At 70.3% G+C, this 14586-nt stretch carries 17 protein-coding genes and 5 tRNA genes; 16 read left to right on the forward strand and 6 right to left on the reverse strand.

Translation table 11 applies throughout. The features are described 5' to 3' along the window. The first annotated feature begins 4 nt into the window (after positions 1–4). The 8 genes from IE252_RS21230 to IE252_RS21265 all read left to right on the forward strand — a co-directional run bounded on the left by IE252_RS21230 (position 5) and on the right by IE252_RS21265 (position 3767). A complete protein-coding gene (locus IE252_RS21230) occupies positions 5–778 on the forward strand; it encodes a fumarylacetoacetate hydrolase family protein (RefSeq protein WP_190091020.1) in 774 nt (257 codons plus the stop codon). After that, positions 771–2255, forward strand: a complete 1485-nt coding sequence (gene gltX / locus IE252_RS21235; RefSeq protein WP_190091021.1) for a glutamate--tRNA ligase — start codon at positions 771–773, stop codon at positions 2253–2255. Before IE252_RS21230 ends, gltX begins: the two co-directional genes overlap by 8 nt. Positions 2256–2436: 181 nt before the next feature. Next, a complete protein-coding gene (locus IE252_RS21240) occupies positions 2437–3156 on the forward strand; it encodes an HAD family hydrolase (RefSeq protein WP_190091022.1) in 720 nt (239 codons plus the stop codon). Positions 3157–3245: 89 nt separating this feature from the next. After that, positions 3246–3317 (forward strand) — tRNA-Gln (locus IE252_RS21245). Between the two features lie 41 nt (positions 3318–3358). Next, positions 3359–3431 (forward strand) — tRNA-Glu (locus IE252_RS21250). Between the two features lie 62 nt (positions 3432–3493). Next, positions 3494–3566 (forward strand) — tRNA-Glu (locus IE252_RS21255). Positions 3567–3582: 16 nt separating this feature from the next. Beyond that, a tRNA-Gln gene (locus IE252_RS21260) sits at positions 3583–3654 on the forward strand. 40 nt (positions 3655–3694) lie between these two features. Next, positions 3695–3767, forward strand: a tRNA-Glu gene (locus IE252_RS21265). Positions 3768–3857: 90 nt separating this feature from the next. Here the strand turns inward: IE252_RS21265 and IE252_RS21270 are convergent. Further along, complete coding sequence (locus IE252_RS21270) at positions 3858–4505, reverse strand: MerR family transcriptional regulator (RefSeq protein ID WP_190091023.1); 648 nt, start codon at positions 4503–4505, stop codon at positions 3858–3860. Between the two features lie 104 nt (positions 4506–4609). On the opposite strand from IE252_RS21270, the gene IE252_RS21275 reads away from it, so the two are divergent. Next, on the forward strand, positions 4610–5095 hold the full coding sequence (locus tag IE252_RS21275; RefSeq protein ID WP_190091024.1) for a DUF4188 domain-containing protein: 486 nt from the start codon (positions 4610–4612) through the stop codon (positions 5093–5095). Positions 5096–5334: 239 nt separating this feature from the next. Here IE252_RS21275 and ndgR read toward each other — a convergent pair whose 3' ends face one another. Continuing rightward, positions 5335–6051: an IclR family transcriptional regulator NdgR gene (gene ndgR, locus IE252_RS21280; protein ID WP_005311436.1), complete on the reverse strand. Its 717-nt coding sequence runs from the start codon at positions 6049–6051 to the stop codon at positions 5335–5337. Positions 6052–6224: 173 nt separating this feature from the next. Between ndgR and leuC the strand changes: the two genes are divergently transcribed. The 4 genes from leuC to IE252_RS21300 all read left to right on the forward strand — a co-directional run bounded on the left by leuC (position 6225) and on the right by IE252_RS21300 (position 9563). Next, entirely contained in the window at positions 6225–7649 is a 1425-nt protein-coding gene (gene leuC / locus IE252_RS21285; RefSeq protein WP_190091025.1) for a 3-isopropylmalate dehydratase large subunit, read from the forward strand. Between the two features lie 6 nt (positions 7650–7655). Continuing rightward, on the forward strand, positions 7656–8249 hold the full coding sequence (leuD, locus tag IE252_RS21290) for a 3-isopropylmalate dehydratase small subunit (RefSeq protein ID WP_190091026.1): 594 nt from the start codon (positions 7656–7658) through the stop codon (positions 8247–8249). A gap of 256 nt (positions 8250–8505) precedes the next feature. Further along, positions 8506–8733, forward strand: a complete 228-nt coding sequence (locus tag IE252_RS21295; RefSeq protein WP_101390318.1) for an SCO5555 family protein — start codon at positions 8506–8508, stop codon at positions 8731–8733. Between the two features lie 143 nt (positions 8734–8876). Next, on the forward strand, positions 8877–9563 hold the full coding sequence (locus IE252_RS21300; protein WP_190091027.1) for an HU family DNA-binding protein: 687 nt from the start codon (positions 8877–8879) through the stop codon (positions 9561–9563). 114 nt (positions 9564–9677) lie between these two features. Here IE252_RS21300 and IE252_RS21305 read toward each other — a convergent pair whose 3' ends face one another. Both IE252_RS21305 and cofC read right to left on the reverse strand, forming a co-directional pair. Continuing rightward, positions 9678–9881 carry a hypothetical protein gene (locus IE252_RS21305; RefSeq protein ID WP_190091028.1) on the reverse strand — a complete coding sequence of 68 codons (204 nt, stop codon included), beginning with the start codon at positions 9879–9881 and terminating at the stop codon, positions 9678–9680. Positions 9882–9891: 10 nt separating this feature from the next. Then, a complete protein-coding gene (cofC, locus tag IE252_RS21310) occupies positions 9892–10620 on the reverse strand; it encodes a 2-phospho-L-lactate guanylyltransferase (protein WP_190091121.1) in 729 nt (242 codons plus the stop codon). 139 nt (positions 10621–10759) lie between these two features. Here cofC and IE252_RS21315 point away from each other — a divergent pair, with 139 nt between their 5' ends. The 3 genes from IE252_RS21315 to IE252_RS21325 are packed head-to-tail and all read left to right on the forward strand — an operon-like array spanning position 10760 to position 13720. Next, positions 10760–11512, forward strand: coding sequence for a lysophospholipid acyltransferase family protein (locus IE252_RS21315; RefSeq protein WP_190091029.1), 753 nt, complete (start codon positions 10760–10762; stop codon positions 11510–11512). Continuing rightward, positions 11509–12522 carry an NAD(P)H-dependent glycerol-3-phosphate dehydrogenase gene (locus IE252_RS21320; protein WP_190091030.1) on the forward strand — a complete coding sequence of 338 codons (1014 nt, stop codon included), beginning with the start codon at positions 11509–11511 and terminating at the stop codon, positions 12520–12522. The genes IE252_RS21315 and IE252_RS21320 overlap by 4 nt, the downstream gene beginning before the upstream one ends. A gap of 34 nt (positions 12523–12556) precedes the next feature. Continuing rightward, positions 12557–13720: a D-alanine--D-alanine ligase family protein gene (locus tag IE252_RS21325; protein ID WP_190091031.1), complete on the forward strand. Its 1164-nt coding sequence runs from the start codon at positions 12557–12559 to the stop codon at positions 13718–13720. Here the strand turns inward: IE252_RS21325 and IE252_RS21330 are convergent. Both IE252_RS21330 and IE252_RS21335 read right to left on the reverse strand, forming a co-directional pair. Further along, positions 13717–14199 carry a DUF3515 domain-containing protein gene (locus IE252_RS21330; RefSeq protein ID WP_190091032.1) on the reverse strand — a complete coding sequence of 161 codons (483 nt, stop codon included), beginning with the start codon at positions 14197–14199 and terminating at the stop codon, positions 13717–13719. The two genes, IE252_RS21325 and IE252_RS21330, sit on opposite strands and share 4 nt — an antisense overlap. A gap of 20 nt (positions 14200–14219) precedes the next feature. Then, positions 14220–14453 (reverse strand): Lrp/AsnC family transcriptional regulator, encoded by a 234-nt coding sequence (locus IE252_RS21335; protein ID WP_064070330.1) that lies wholly within the window; start codon positions 14451–14453, stop codon positions 14220–14222. Positions 14454–14586 lie beyond the last annotated feature (133 nt).

Genomic DNA, 14586 nt, shown 5'->3' on the forward strand with positions numbered 1-14586 from the left:
TCCCGTGCGCATCGCCAGATTCTCCATCGACGGCAATGTCGCCTTCGGCGCGGTCGAGGACACCCCGCAGGGGCCCGTGCTCGACATCATCAAGGGCATTCCGTACGCCGACTTCGAGCTCTCCGGGACCAAGGTCCCGCTGAGCAAGGTCCGGCTGCTGCCCCCGGTGCTGCCCAACAAGGTCGTGGCCATCGGCCGCAACTACGCGGAGCACGCCAAGGAGCTCGGCAACGAGGTCCCCGAGGTTCCGGTCGCCTTCTTCAAGCCCACCACCTCGGTGATCGGCTCCGGCGACGCGATCGAGTACCCCTCCTTCTCCAATGAGCTGCACCACGAGGCCGAGCTGGCCGTGGTGATCGGCCGGATGTGCCGCGAGGTCCCGCGCGAGCGCGTCAAGGACGTCATCTTCGGCTACACCTGCGCCAACGACGTCACCGCGCGCGACGCCCAGCAGCGCGAGAAGCAGTGGGCCCGGGCCAAGGGCTTCGACACCTCGTGCCCGCTCGGCCCCTGGGTGGAGACCGACCTCGACCCCACGGACCTCACGATCCAGGCGACGGTCAACGGCGAACAGCGCCAGCTGGGCCGCACCAGCGACATGATCCGCTCCATCGAGGACCTGGTCGTCCACATCACCGAGGCCATGACGCTGCTCCCGGGCGACGTCATCCTCACGGGGACCCCGGCCGGAGTCGGCCCCCTCAACGTCGGCGACGAGGTCGCCGTCACCATCGAAGGCATCGGCACTCTCACCAACAAGGTTGTCAAGCGTGGCTAGCGCATCCGGCTCTCCCGTACGCGTCCGTTTCTGTCCCTCCCCGACCGGCAACCCGCACGTCGGCCTGGTCCGCACCGCCCTGTTCAACTGGGCCTTCGCCCGGCACAACCAGGGCACCATGGTCTTCCGCATCGAGGACACCGACGCGGCCCGCGACTCCGAGGAGTCGTACAACCAGCTGCTCGACTCGCTGCGCTGGCTGGGCCTCGACTGGGACGAGGGCCCCGAGGTGGGCGGCCCGCACGCGCCCTACCGCCAGTCCCAGCGGATGGACATCTACCGGGACGTGGCCGAGAAGCTGCTCACCGGCGGCTACGCGTACCACTGCTACTGCACCACCGAGGAGCTCGACGAGCGCCGCGACGCGGCCCGCGCCGCCGGCAAGCCGTCCGGCTACGACGGCCACTGCCGCGAGCTGAGCGCCGAGCAGAAGGCGGCGTACGAGGCGGAGGGCCGCACGGCCATCGTCCGCTTCCGGATGCCCGACGAGCCGATCACCTTCACGGACCTGGTCCGCGGCGAGCTGACCTTCACCCCGGACAACGTGCCGGACTACGGCATCGTCCGCGCCAACGGGGCCCCGCTGTACACGCTGGTCAACCCGGTCGACGACGCCCTGATGGAGATCACCCACGTCCTGCGCGGCGAGGACCTGCTCTCCTCCACCCCGCGCCAGATCGCGCTCTACAAGGCGCTGATCGAGCTGGGCGTGGCCAAGGGGACCCCCGCCTTCGGCCACCTCCCGTACGTCATGGGCGAGGGCAACAAGAAGCTCTCCAAGCGCGATCCGCAGGCCTCCCTGAACATCTACCGGGAGCGCGGCTTCCTCCCGGAGGGCCTGCTCAACTACCTCTCGCTCCTCGGCTGGTCCTTCTCGGCCGACCAGGACGTCTTCTCGATCTCCGACATGATCGCGAAGTTCGACGTCGCCGACGTCAACGCCAACCCGGCCCGCTTCGACCTGAAGAAGGCCGAGTCGATCAACGGCGACCACATCCGCCTGCTCGACGTGAAGGCGTTCACGGCCGCCTGCGAGCCGTGGCTGACCGCCCCGCACGCCAACTGGGCGCCCGAGGACTTCGACCGCGCCGCCTGGGAGGCCATCGCGCCGCACGCCCAGACCCGGGTCACCGTCCTCTCGGACATCACGGCCAACGTCGACTTCCTCTTCCTCAAGGAGCCGGTCGAGGACGAGGCGTCCTGGGCGAAGGCGATGAAGGAGGGCTCGGACGCGCTGCTGCGCACGGCCCGCGAGAAGCTGGAGTCGGCCGACTGGTCGTCCCCGGAGTCCCTCAAGGAGGCCGTCCTGGCCGCCGGCGAGGCGCACGGCCTCAAGCTCGGCAAGGCGCAGGCCCCGGTCCGCGTCGCCGTCACCGGCCGCACGGTGGGCCTGCCGCTCTTCGAGTCCCTGGAGATCCTGGGCAAGGAGAAGACGCTGGCCCGCATCGACGCGGCGCTGGCGAAGCTCGCCGCGTAGTTTCCGTATGGCGGAGTGACGTACGACCCGAAGGGGCGGTAGCCGGACCGGCTGCCGCCCCTTCGGCGTACCGTCGCCGTATGACCGTCCGCGCAGTGCTCTGGGACCTCGACACTGCATTTTTCGGGGGATAACCCCCGAACCCCCAGCCGGAGAGCACCGCGGGGGTACCGTCGACGTCATGGCGACCCGCGCCGTCCTCTGGGACCTCGACGACACCCTCTTCGACTACGCCTCGGCCGCCCGCAGGGGCATGCACGTACACCTGGAGGCCGAGGGGCTGCCCGCCGCGTACGCGTCGATGGAGCAGGCGCTCACCACCTGGGACGAGCTCACCGCGTACCACTGGGCGCGGTTCGCCGCGGGGGAGACCGACTGGCAGGGGCAGCGGCGCGACCGGGTGCGCGCCTTCCTGGGCGCCGAGCTGAGCGACTCCGAGGCGCAGGCGTGGTTCGAGCGGCACCTGGCCCACTACGAGGCCGCCTGGTCGCTCTTCCCGGACACCCTGCCCGTCCTCGACCTGCTCGCCGACGGCTACCGGCACGCCGTCCTCTCCAACTCCTCCCTCCACCACCAGGAGCGCAAGCTGGAGGTCCTGGGCGTACGGGACCGGTTCGAGGCCGTGGTGTGCGCGGCCGAGCTGGGGATCTCCAAGCCCGACGCCGGCGCCTTCCACGCGGCCTGCGAGGCGCTGGGCCTGGCGCCCCAGGAGGTCGCGTACGTGGGCGACCAGCCGGACATCGACGCGCGCGGGGCGGGTGAGGCGGGGCTCCTGGGGATCTGGCTGGACCGCAACCAGGTGGGCGGGCGGCCCGAACTGATCCGGATCACGGGCCTGGAGGAGCTCCCGCCCCTGCTGCGCCGCGATACCCGTTTTGGAGCGCCGGACACCTTCGGGTAATGTTCTTCCTGCGCCGAGGGGAGCGGGAAGAAAAGCCCGGAACCGAAAGCGCAAGCCGAGCAAGACCCCCACCGGGGGTTGCGTTTTGGTGGCCTATGGTGTAATTGGCAGCACGACGGTTTCTGGTTCCGTTAGTCTAGGTTCGAGTCCTGGTAGGCCAGCTCGCAGAGCTTATCTGCACCGCGGATTCCAGATCCGCAAAGCCCCCGTTGTGTAGCGGCCTAGCACGCTGCCCTCTCAAGGCAGTAGCGCCGGTTCGAATCCGGTCGGGGGTACAGATCCTTCCCAGGGAGACAGTCCGGGTCGCACCCGCTGACTCTCATGCAGGATCGCTAGGGCCCCCGTTGTGTAGCGGCCTAGCACGCCGCCCTCTCAAGGCGGTAGCGCCGGTTCGAATCCGGTCGGGGGTACTGGTCTAAACCACCATGGGCTATGGTGTAATTGGCAACACTACGGTTTCTGGTACCGTCATTCTAGGTTCGAGTCCTGGTAGCCCAGCGGATCGTCAAGATCTGAGGATCTTCCGAGATCCAAGCACGCCCCCGTTGTGTAGCGGCCTAGCACGCCGCCCTCTCAAGGCGGTAGCGCCGGTTCGAATCCGGTCGGGGGTACGTGAAGAAGGGGCCCGGCACACACTGTGTGCCGGGCCCCTTCCGCATGTCCGGGGGATACCCGGGGGCGGGTCGGCCCCCGGGCGGTGCTCACGGCCGGACGAACCGCCGCGCCGACTCCTGCGCCTGGGCCAGCCGCCGCAGACTCAGCAGCACCGGCTCGTACAGGACGGTCAACGCCACTGCCGCCTCGACCTGTTCGGCGGGGGCGTCGTAGCGCTCCACCAAGTCCAGGTCGGTGACCGCCACTTGGGCGGCGGCCGCCGCGTACGGGGCCAACTCCTCGGTGGAGCAGGGGTATCCGAGCCGGGCGAGCGCGGTCACCGCCGCGAGCAGCGTCCGGTACGCGCCCGAGCTGCCCTGCGGGTCCGAGCTGCCGTACTGCCAGCCGAGCCCGTCGACCAGCGCGTCCACCGAGGCGCGCGCCGCCCGGGCGTGCGGGTCGGCGGGGTCGGGCTCCGGCGCGTTCGGCAGGGCCTCCACGGCGACGCCGAGCTGGGAGTGGTGGTCCAGGGAGTCGTCCTCCAGGGCCGCGAGCACCTCCTTGGCGGCGGCCACCGGCACCCGGCCCACCTGGATCAGCGCGCGCACCAGCTTGAGCCGCTGGAGGTGGGCCGTGTCGTAGTCGGCCTGGGTGGCGGTGACCCGGTGGCCCGGCGGCAGCAGTCCCTCGCGCAGGTAGTACTTGATCGTCGCCGGGGCGACCCCGCTCCGCTCGCTCAGCTCCGCCAGTCTCATTCCTCTTGCGCCTTCCCTTGGAGAGTGCCACTATCTAACCATCGGATAGCGGAACTATCCAATACACGGCCCAAGCAACCGTCGTCTGTCACTGGGGGAACGCCATGAGCGAGAAGCCGATCGAAGGACGTATGACCGCCGCCGCCGAGGGGGACGTGGTGGTCTTCCTCATCGGGATGCGCATCAACCGCTTCCGCGCGCTGCGCAGTTGGCTGCCGGTCACGTCCGCGATGCCCCGGATGCTGAAGGAGCTCGTCAAGGAGGAGGGCAGCGGCCTCCTCGGCTTCCAGCCCGTCCTGGCCGGGCCGCGCACGCTGGCGGTGGTGCAGTACTGGGAGTCCAAGGAGAAGCTCCTGGCGTACGCCTCGGCGCAGGACAAGGAGCACCGCCCGGCCTGGACGGCCTTCAACCGCCGGGCGCGGGGTGCCAAGGGCGCGGTGGGGATCTGGCACGAGACGTACGTGGTCCCGGCGGGCTCGTACGAGTCGATCTACGTCGCCATGCCGGGCTTCGGCCTGGGCAAGGCGACGGGCATGGTGCCGGTGGGACGGCGGGGGGACCGGGCGGCGGACCGGCTCAAGGCGGCGTAGCGCTCCGCTGGGGGTCCGGGTTTCGTCTGCAGGCCGCCGCGGGCTGGTCGCACCTACGCGGCGGCGCCCCTGAAGGGCTGTGGCGGAGCGAGTTCTCCGGCGGCCGGGTACCCCCTGAGGGGCGCGGGGAACTGCGCGAGCAACCCACCACTCAGCCGCAGACGAAGACCGGGCCTCAAAACACGCCTCCGGCCCACCGCTGCGGCGTTGGAGCGGTGGGCCGGAGGCGGACGTGGGGGCTAGCCGTTGCGGCGCAGGGCCTCGGAGAGGCGGGCGGCGGCGTCGATGACCGCCTGGGCGTGCATCCGGCCGGGGTGGCGGGTCAGGCGCTCGATCGGTCCGGAGACCGAGACGGCCGCCACCACGCGGTTGGACGGGCCGCGCACCGGCGCCGACACCGAGGCCACGCCCGGCTCGCGCTCGCCGATCGACTGGGCCCAGCCCCGGCGCCGTACGCCCGACAGGGCCGTCGCCGTGAAGCGGGCCCCTTGCAGGCCCCGGTGCAGGCGCTCCGGCTCCTCCCAGGCCATCAGGATCTGGGCGGAGGAGCCCGCCTTCATCGTCAGGGTCGAGCCGACCGGCACGGTGTCCCGCAGTCCGGACAGCCGCTCGGCCGCCGCCACGCAGATCCGCATGTCGCCCTGGCGGCGGTAGAGCTGGGCGCTCTCGCCCGTCACGTCGCGCAGATGCGTGAGCACGGGACCCGCCGTGGCCAGCAGCCGGTCCTCGCCGGCCGCGGCCGCGAGCTCCGCGAGCCGCGGGCCGAGGATGAACCGGCCCTGCATGTCCCTCGCCACCATCCGGTGGTGTTCCAAAGCCACGGCAAGGCGGTGTGCCGTGGGTCGTGCGAGCCCGGTGGCCGCGACCAACCCCGCGAGGGTGGCCGGACCGGACTCCAGGGCGCTCAGGACGAGAGCCGCCTTGTCGAGAACGCCGACGCCGCTAGAGTTGTCCATGAAACGATACTCGCGTCTCACTCTGTGAAACGCAAGTTCAATTTTCTCCGGAACTTGCGAACCTGTACTGGCGGTCCGCACAACGGTCCGCAGCCACCGTCCGGTCCCGGGGGCCCGGGCGGAGCACCCGGTCTCTAGTTGGGCCGGCGACGACGCCGGCCGGAGGGAAAGCGATGGGTAGGACACTCGCGGAGAAGGTCTGGGACGACCATGTCGTCAGGCGCGCCGAGGGCGAGCCCGACCTCCTCTTCATCGATCTGCACCTGCTGCACGAGGTGACCAGCCCGCAGGCGTTCGACGGTCTGCGCGCCAACGGCCGCCCGGTGCGGCGCCTCGACCTCACCATCGCCACCGAGGACCACAACACCCCGACCATCGACATCGACAAGCCCATCGCCGACCCGGTCTCCCGGGCCCAGCTGGAGACGCTGCGCAAGAACTGCGCCGAGTTCGGCGTACGGCTGCACCCGCTCGGCGACGTCGAGCAGGGCGTCGTCCACGTGGTGGGACCGCAGCTGGGTCTGACCCAGCCCGGCACCACCGTGGTCTGCGGCGACTCGCACACCTCCACGCACGGCGCCTTCGGGGCCCTGGCGTTCGGGATCGGCACCTCACAGGTAGAGCATGTGCTCGCCACCCAGACCCTGCCACTGGCGCCCTTCAAGACCATGGCCATCACCGTGGACGGCGAGCTGCCCGACGGCGTCACCGCCAAGGACCTGATCCTGGCCATCATCGCCAGGATCGGCACCGGCGGCGGCCAGGGCTATGTGCTGGAGTACCGCGGCTCGGCCATCGAGAAGCTCTCGATGGAGGCCCGGATGACCATCTGCAACATGTCGATCGAGGCCGGCGCCCGGGCGGGCATGATCGCCCCCGACCGGACCACGTTCGACTACCTCGAAGGCCGCGCGCACGCCCCCAAGGGCGCCGACTGGGACGCGGCGGTCGCGTACTGGCAGACCCTGAAGGCGGACGAGGACGCGGTCTTCGACGCCGAGGTCGTCATCGACGCCACCGAGCTCTCGCCGTTCGTCACCTGGGGCACCAACCCGGGCCAGGGCGCACCGCTTTCGGCGTCCGTCCCCGACCCGGCTTCGTACGAAGACGCTTCGGAGCGCCTCGCCGCCGAAAAGGCGCTGGAGTACATGGGGTTGACCGCGGGCCAGCCGCTGCGGGCCATCGACGTCGACACCGTCTTCGTAGGTTCCTGCACCAACGGCCGCATCGAGGACCTGCGCTCGGCCGCCTCCATCCTGGAGGGCCGCAAAGTCGCCGACGGCGTACGGATGCTGGTCGTCCCGGGCTCGGTGCGGGTCGCCCTGCAGGCCGTCGAGGAGGGCCTGGACAAGGTCTTCACCACCGCCGGCGCCGAATGGCGGCACGCGGGCTGCTCGATGTGCCTGGGCATGAACCCGGACCAGCTGGCCCCCGGCGAGCGCTCCGCCTCCACCTCCAACCGCAACTTCGAGGGCAGGCAGGGCAAGGGCGGCCGCACCCATCTGGTCTCGCCGCAGGTCGCGGCCGCGACAGCGGTTCTCGGCCATCTGGCCTCGCCCGCCGACCTCACCGACGCCCGTACGCCCGCTGGAGTCTGATCAGCCATGGAAGCTTTCACCACGCACACCGGCCGGGCTGTCCCGCTGCGCCGCTCCAACGTCGACACCGACCAGATCATCCCGGCCCACTGGCTGAAGAAGGTCACCCGGGACGGCTTCGAGGACGGACTGTTCGAGGCCTGGCGCAAGGACCCGTCCTTCGTCCTGAACAAGCCCGAGCGCCAGGGGGCGTCGGTGCTGGTCGCGGGCCCCGACTTCGGTACCGGATCCTCCCGCGAGCACGCGGTCTGGGCGCTGCAGAACTACGGCTTCAAAACCGTGATCTCGTCCCGGTTCGCCGATATCTTCCGGGGCAACTCGCTGAAGAACGGGCTGCTCACGGTGGTTCTCGACCAGAAAGTCGTGGACGCGCTCTGGGAGCTGACGGAAAACGACCCGAACGCCGAGATCACCGTTGACCTCAAGGACCGCCAGGTCCGCGCGGAAGGCGTCACGGCCGACTTCGAACTCGACGAGAACGCCCGCTGGCGGCTGCTGAACGGCCTGGACGACATCAGCATCACCCTGCAGAACGAGCCGGACATCGCCGCTTACGAGGCGAAGCGACCCTCCTACAAGCCCAGCACTTCGCTCGTCTGAGGCTTTCGAAGACCGTTCGCCGCCTCCCCGGCGGGTCTTCGGCAGTCTTTCGGCCCAACACGCCCCCTGTCTTTCGGGACAGGGGGCGTGTTGCGTTGCGGGGTGTCAGGGTGGCGTCAACTAGCCTAGGCTGCACAGCAGATGGCCGGATTGGGACTTGCGCGACCGGTGGTCGTTGGGGAACCGGAAACCACCCGGAATCCCTCAGTTGCCCCCGCCGGAGGCGACAACTCGCCCCAGATGGCACAATCGGCGCATGGAACGCGACAGCCAACTCAAGCTCTACCGGGTCGTCGCGGACCGACTGAAAGAAGCGCACACAGTGGTGCGCGAACTGCAAGTCCCGGAGGGCGTACGGATGGCGCTGTCCCGGAAGCTGCTGGTCATCACAGCGGCTGCCAAACACGATCTCGCCGATGCGGCAAGGCGTCTGGACCGGTTGATGAAGGACCTCGACGAGGGCCGATTCCCCGAAGACGACTGAGTCACAAGGAGTTGGTAAGACCGACTTCGTTGCGGCACTAGGGTGATTAGCCCGTTTCGTGTTTGATTTGCGGTATATATCTGCCTAACGTGCGAAAAAGCCAGAACAGATTCGTTCCGGCCAATGTCTCCGAAGGGGAAGACGTGAACAAGGCGCAGCTCGTAGAAGCGATTGCCGACAAGCTCGGCGGCCGTCAGCAGGCCGCGGACGCCGTGGACGCGGTGCTGGACGCGGTCGTCCGCGCCGTCGTCGCCGGCGACCGGGTCTCGGTCACCGGTTTCGGTTCGTTCGAGAAGGTCGACCGTCCGGCCCGTTACGCCCGCAACCCGCAGACGGGTGAGCGCGTGCGGGTCAAGAAGACCTCGGTTCCGCGCTTCCGTGCGGGTCAGGGCTTCAAGGACCTGGTCAGCGGCTCGAAGAAGCTCCCCAAGGGTGACGAGGTCGCCGTGAAGAAGGCACCCAAGGGCAGCCTCTCCGGTGGTACGTCCAGCCGGAGCACGGTCAAGAAGGCGGCGGCTAAGAAGGCCACCACCGCCAAGAAGGCCGCCGCCAAGAAGACCACGGCGAAGAAGACCGTCGCGAAGAAGACCGCCACGAAGGCAGTGGCGAAGACGACGGCGGCGAAGAAGACCACCGCCAAGAAGGCCACCACCGCCAAGAAGGCGACCCCGGCCAAGAAGGCGACCACGACCAAGAAGGCGACCACGACCAAGAAGGCCGTGGCGAAGAAGACCGCGCCCGCGAAGAAGGCCGTCGCGAAGAAGGCGCCCGCCAAGAAGGTCACCGCGCGCAAGACCACCGCCAAGAAGACGACTGCCCGCAAGAAGTAGGCACCGCCGGACGGCTCACGCGCCGGGCCGGGCTCCCCTCGGGGAGCCCGGCCCGCGGCGTGTCCGGCCGCTGTTCAGGCCGTCCGCTGCCGCAGAAGACCGTCCGCGGCCTTGTCAGAAGGTCTGCAGCGTCACCAGCGTGATGCGCAGGGACGTGCCCTCGCCCTCGGTCTCGATGCGCACGCGCTGCCCCACCCGCAGCAGCCGCAGCCCGCCCGCGTCGAACGCCTCGGCCCCGAAGTCCACCGGGGTCCCGTCGTCGAGCAGCACACTGCCGCTGCGGGTCTCGAAGTCGTATGTGTACGCGGTCGCCTGCATACCGGAAAGCCTAGTGCCCCGGTACGACATCGACCGCGCCCCGCAGCGCCGCCGTCGCCGGGCCCGGGCCCAGGGCGAGTGCCGTGCGCAGGTCCGCGCCCGTGTCCACGTCCCGGCGCACCGAGTCCACCCCGCTCAGCAGGATTTCCGCCGCCCCCGAAGCCGAATGCGCGGCGCGCGAGGGGCCGCCGAAAGCCGGGGCCAAATCCACTCCCGGCCCGGCCGAAAGGAATGTCGTCCCGATTCCGGCCGCATCGGCCAGAAATGCGCGCGGAAATACGGAGGCGGCATCAAGCACCCGGCCCAATTCCGCGGGCCGCAGTGCGGGCAGATCCGCGTTCAGGGCCGCCACCGCCGCCCCGGGGCGCAGCGCCCGTACCGCGTACGCCCCATGTGCGAGAGCGGCGTTGAGGCCCGCCCCCGGGCGGTCCGCGATGATCCGGGCGCCCAGCGCGGCCAGCTCCGCGCCCGCCAGCGGATCGTCCGTGACTACCGCCACATCCCGTACCGCCGGGCAGGTGAGCGCCGCCCCCACGGTGTCCAGGGCGAACGCCAGAGCGAGCCGGGGACGCAGCTCGGCGCCGACGGCGGCGGCGAGCCTGCTCTTCGCCAGTGCCAACGGCTTCAGCGGCACGACCAGGGACCAGCGCGCCGGTGGTGCGGTGTTCGTGGCGTCCTCCTGCCTCTCGGCTCTCCCCGCCCCGTCGAACGCATAGTCGCTGGACAGGACCGGGGTCATTGTCACCCGGCCAGGAGGGGGTGCCCCACGGTCGGGGCGTACGGTGTTCTCGACAGACCGGAGGGCCGGGGCGACACTTGCTCCCTGCGTAGCTCGCGCAGTCATCGACAGTGGTCTGTCCTAGAGGAAGGTGCTCCGAGTGTCCCGCCGCAGAATCGGCTTCTGGTACCGCCTGGCGGCGGTCATCGCCAAACCTCCACTGGTGGTGCTTTTCAAGCGGGACTGGCACGGAATGGAGAACATTCCGGCGGACGGCGGTTTTATCACCGCCGTCAATCACAACTCGTATCTCGACATGTTCTCCTACGGGCACTTCCAGTACAACACCGGACGGGTGCCCCGATTCCTCGCCAAGGCGGCGCTCTTCAAGGCGCCCGGCGTGGGACTGCTGCTGCGCGGCACGGGCCAGATTCCCGTCTACCGCGAGTCCTCCAACGCCTTCGGCGCCTTCCGGGCCGCCGTCGAGGCGATCGAGGGCGGCGAATGCGTCGCGTTCTACCCCGAGGGCACCCTCACCCGCGACCCCGGAATGTGGCCGATGACCGCCAAGACCGGCGTCGCGCGCGCCGCGCTCCAGACGAAGGCCCCGGTCATCCCGGTCGCCCAGTGGGGCGCCAACTTGGCGATGCCGCCCTACGCCAAGGAGAAGAAGGTCCGCCTCTTCCCCCGCAAGACCCTCCAGGTGAAGGCCGGTCCGCCGGTCGACCTCGCGCGCTTCTACGACAAGGAGCCCACCCCCGAGGTGCTGCGCGAGGCGACCGAGGTCATCATGGCCGCGATCACCCGCCAGCTGGAGGAGATCCGGGGCGAGAGCGCCCCCGCGAAGCCGTACGATCCGCGCGAAGTCCGCGCGCAGCAGCGCCGCAAGGCCGCCGGGGAGGGCACCAAGTGACGCACGCCGCCACCAAGGCAGCAGTATTCGGAACCGGCTCCTGGGGTACGGCGTTCGCCATGGTCCTCGCCGACGCGGGCTGCGAGGTGACCCTCTGGGGCCGCCGCCCCGAACTCGCCGAGGCGATCAACACTACCCGCACCAACCCCGACTACCTGCCGGGCATCGAACTGCCCGCGGGGGTACGGGCGACCACCGACCCGGCCGAGGCCGCCGAGGGCGCCGACTTCACCGTCCTGGCCGTGCCCTCGCAGACCCTGCGCGGCAACCTCGCCGCCTGGACGCCGCTGCTCGCCCCCGACACCGTGCTCGTCTCCCTGATGAAGGGCGTCGAACTCGGCACCGCCAAGCGGATGAGCGAGGTGATCGAGGAGGTCGCCAAGGTCTCCGCCGACCGCGTCGCCGTCGTCACCGGCCCCAACCTCGCCAAGGAGATCGCCCAGCGCCGGCCCGCCGCCGCCGTGGTCGCCTGCCGCGACGAGGCCGTGGCCCAGCGCCTCCAGGCCGCCTGCCACACCCCGTACTTCCGCCCGTACACCAACACCGACGTCGTCGGCTGCGAGCTCGGCGGCGCCGTCAAGAACGTCATCGGGCTCGCCGTCGGCATCGCCGACGGCATGGGCCTGGGCGACAACGCCAAGGGCTCGCTCATCACCCGGGGCCTCGCCGAGACCACCCGGCTCGGGCTCGCCATGGGCGCCGACCCGCTGACCTTCTCCGGCCTCGCGGGCCTCGGCGACCTCGTCGCCACCTGCTCCTCGCCGCTCTCGCGCAACCACACCTTCGGCACCAACCTCGGCAAGGGCATGACCCTCCAGGAGACCATCGCGGTCACCAGGCAGACCGCCGAGGGCGTCAAGTCCTGCGAGTCCGTACTGGATCTGGCCCGCCGCCACGGCGTCGACATGCCGATCACCGAGACCGTCGTCGGCATCGTCCACGAGGGCAAGCCCCCGGTGGTCGCGCTCAAGGAGCTGATGTCGCGCAGCGCCAAGTCCGAGCGGCGCTGAAGGCGGCGGACCGAACGGGTACGCTCAACGCGATATGAGCAGCGAGAACCTCCCCCAGAGCCCTGAGAGCACCCAGCAGCCGCGCAAGCCGCGGGTGGCCGTCGTGTTCGGCGGCCGCAGCTCCGAGCACGGCATCTCGGTCGTCACCGCCGGTGCCGTGCTGCGCGCCATCGACCGTACGAAGTACGACGTGCTGCCCATCGGCATCACGACGGACGGCCGCTGGGCGCTCACCGCCGACGAGCCGGAGCGGATGGCCATCGCCGACCGCAAGGTGCCCAGCGTGGCCGAGCTCGCCGAGTCCGCCGAGGGCGCCGTCGTGCTTCCCGTGGACCCGAACAGCCGCGAGGTCGTCTACACCGAGCCCGGCGCGGTCCCCAAGGCGCTCGGCGAGGTCGACGTCGTCTTCCCGGTGCTGCACGGCCCGTACGGCGAGGACGGCACCCTCCAGGGCCTCCTGGAGCTCTCCGGCGTCCCCTACGTCGGCTCGGGCGTGCTCGCCTCGGCCGTCGGCCAGGACAAGGACTACATGAAGCGGGTGTTCACCTCGTTCGGGCTGCCCGTCGGCCCCTACCTGGTGGTCCGGCCCCGCGAGTGGGAGCAGGACGAGCAGGGCGCCCGCAAGCGGATCGCCGCGTTCGCGGGCGAGCACGGCTGGCCGCTGTTCATCAAGCCGGCCCGGGCCGGATCCTCCTTCGGCATCACCAAGGTCGACTCCTTCGAGGGCCTGGACGAGGCCATCGAGGAGGCGCGGCGCCACGACCCCAAGTTCCTGGTCGAGTCGCTGCTGCGCGGCCGTGAGATCGAGTGCGGCGTCCTGGAGTTCGAGGACGGGCCGCGCGCGAGCGTCCCCGCCGAGATCCCGCCGGTCACCGACCACGCCTTCTACGACTTCGAGGCCAAGTACATCGACTCGGCCGACGGGATCGTGCCCGCGCCGATCGGCGCCGAGGCCACCGCCGAGGTGCGCCGGCTCGCCGTGGAGGCGTTCGAGGCCGCGTCCTGCGAGGGTCTGGTCCGGGCGGACTTCTTCCTCCAGGAGAACGGCGAGTTCGTGATCAACGAGATCAACACGATGCCGGGCTTCACGCCGATCTCGATGTACCCGCGCATGTGGGAGGCGACGGGGGTCGACTACGCGGAGCTGGTGGAGCGCCTGATCGAGGCGGCGCTGCGCCGGTCGACGGGCCTGCGCTAGACCGTCTTCGGGATGGTCTTCCGGACGGGGGAGCCGAACGGCTGGAGCACGGACGCGTCGTTCGCGTAGCGCTTGCCCGTCAGCAGCTCGACGTAGGGGTCCCGGTACTGGGTGATGAAGCGGGGCCCCTCCGCGCGCTGCTGCACCGTCCAGTCGACGCCCTCCACGCCGACGCCCGGGAGCTTCGGATCCGACATTTCCTCGGGTCGCGGTATGCCGCAGCGCAGTACGATCTCCGCGTCCCCGTCCCCCCACCGGGCCGTCAGCGGTGAGTCAGGGGTGGGGTCGTGCCGCTGCTGCCCGGCCACGGTGTCCGGCAGCGCCTTGTCCAGTGCCGCGCAGGCGGCCGCCTCCTTCGCCGACGGCGAGGGAACCGCGGCCCCCGCGTCGGCGTCGGACGAGGAAGAACAGCCCGCGACCGCCATGAGCATGGCGACCGCAGGCAGGACGAGCAGCGGACGGCGGCGCGGAGAGGTCACCGGTCAAGGGTAAGCGGGGGCTACAGATGAACCACCGGGCAGGTCAGGGTGCGGGTGATCCCGTCCACCTGCTGGACCTTGGCGACCACCATGCGGCCCAGCTCGTCGACCGTGTCCGCCTGGGCGCGCACGATCACGTCGTACGGCCCGGTGACGTCCTCGGCCTGGATCACTCCCGGAATCTTTGCGATGGTCTCGGCGACGGTCGACGCCTTGCCCACCTCGGTCTGGATGAGGATGTACGCCTGTACCACGGAACCTCCAGGGCGGCCACGAGGATCATGTCCCCTCCCTACGGCGGGGAGGCCCAAGGGGGGAAGAAAGAGACGCCACGGTATCGCGTCGCCGTGTGCGCCGGGGAGTACCGCGCAGGCGCGGGCGCTCGCA

This window comes from Streptomyces melanogenes, from assembly GCF_014649795.1.
In the GTDB taxonomy this organism is placed as follows: domain Bacteria; phylum Actinomycetota; class Actinomycetes; order Streptomycetales; family Streptomycetaceae; genus Streptomyces; species Streptomyces noboritoensis.

Coding starts and splice junctions, on each gene's coding strand:
- IE252_RS21325 (WP_190091031.1), top strand. CDS start 12,557: ATGAGCAGCGAGAACCTCCCCCAGAGCCCTGAGAGCACCCAGCAGCCG.
- IE252_RS21240 (WP_190091022.1), top strand. CDS start 2,437: ATGGCGACCCGCGCCGTCCTCTGGGACCTCGACGACACCCTCTTCGAC.
- IE252_RS21270 (WP_190091023.1), bottom strand. CDS start 4,505: ATGAGACTGGCGGAGCTGAGCGAGCGGAGCGGGGTCGCCCCGGCGACG.
- IE252_RS21295 (WP_101390318.1), top strand. CDS start 8,506: ATGGAACGCGACAGCCAACTCAAGCTCTACCGGGTCGTCGCGGACCGA.
- leuC (WP_190091025.1), top strand. CDS start 6,225: ATGGGTAGGACACTCGCGGAGAAGGTCTGGGACGACCATGTCGTCAGG.
- IE252_RS21305 (WP_190091028.1), bottom strand. CDS start 9,881: ATGCAGGCGACCGCGTACACATACGACTTCGAGACCCGCAGCGGCAGT.
- IE252_RS21275 (WP_190091024.1), top strand. CDS start 4,610: ATGAGCGAGAAGCCGATCGAAGGACGTATGACCGCCGCCGCCGAGGGG.
- leuD (WP_190091026.1), top strand. CDS start 7,656: ATGGAAGCTTTCACCACGCACACCGGCCGGGCTGTCCCGCTGCGCCGC.
- cofC (WP_190091121.1), bottom strand. CDS start 10,620: ATGACCCCGGTCCTGTCCAGCGACTATGCGTTCGACGGGGCGGGGAGA.
- ndgR (WP_005311436.1), bottom strand. CDS start 6,051: ATGGACAACTCTAGCGGCGTCGGCGTTCTCGACAAGGCGGCTCTCGTC.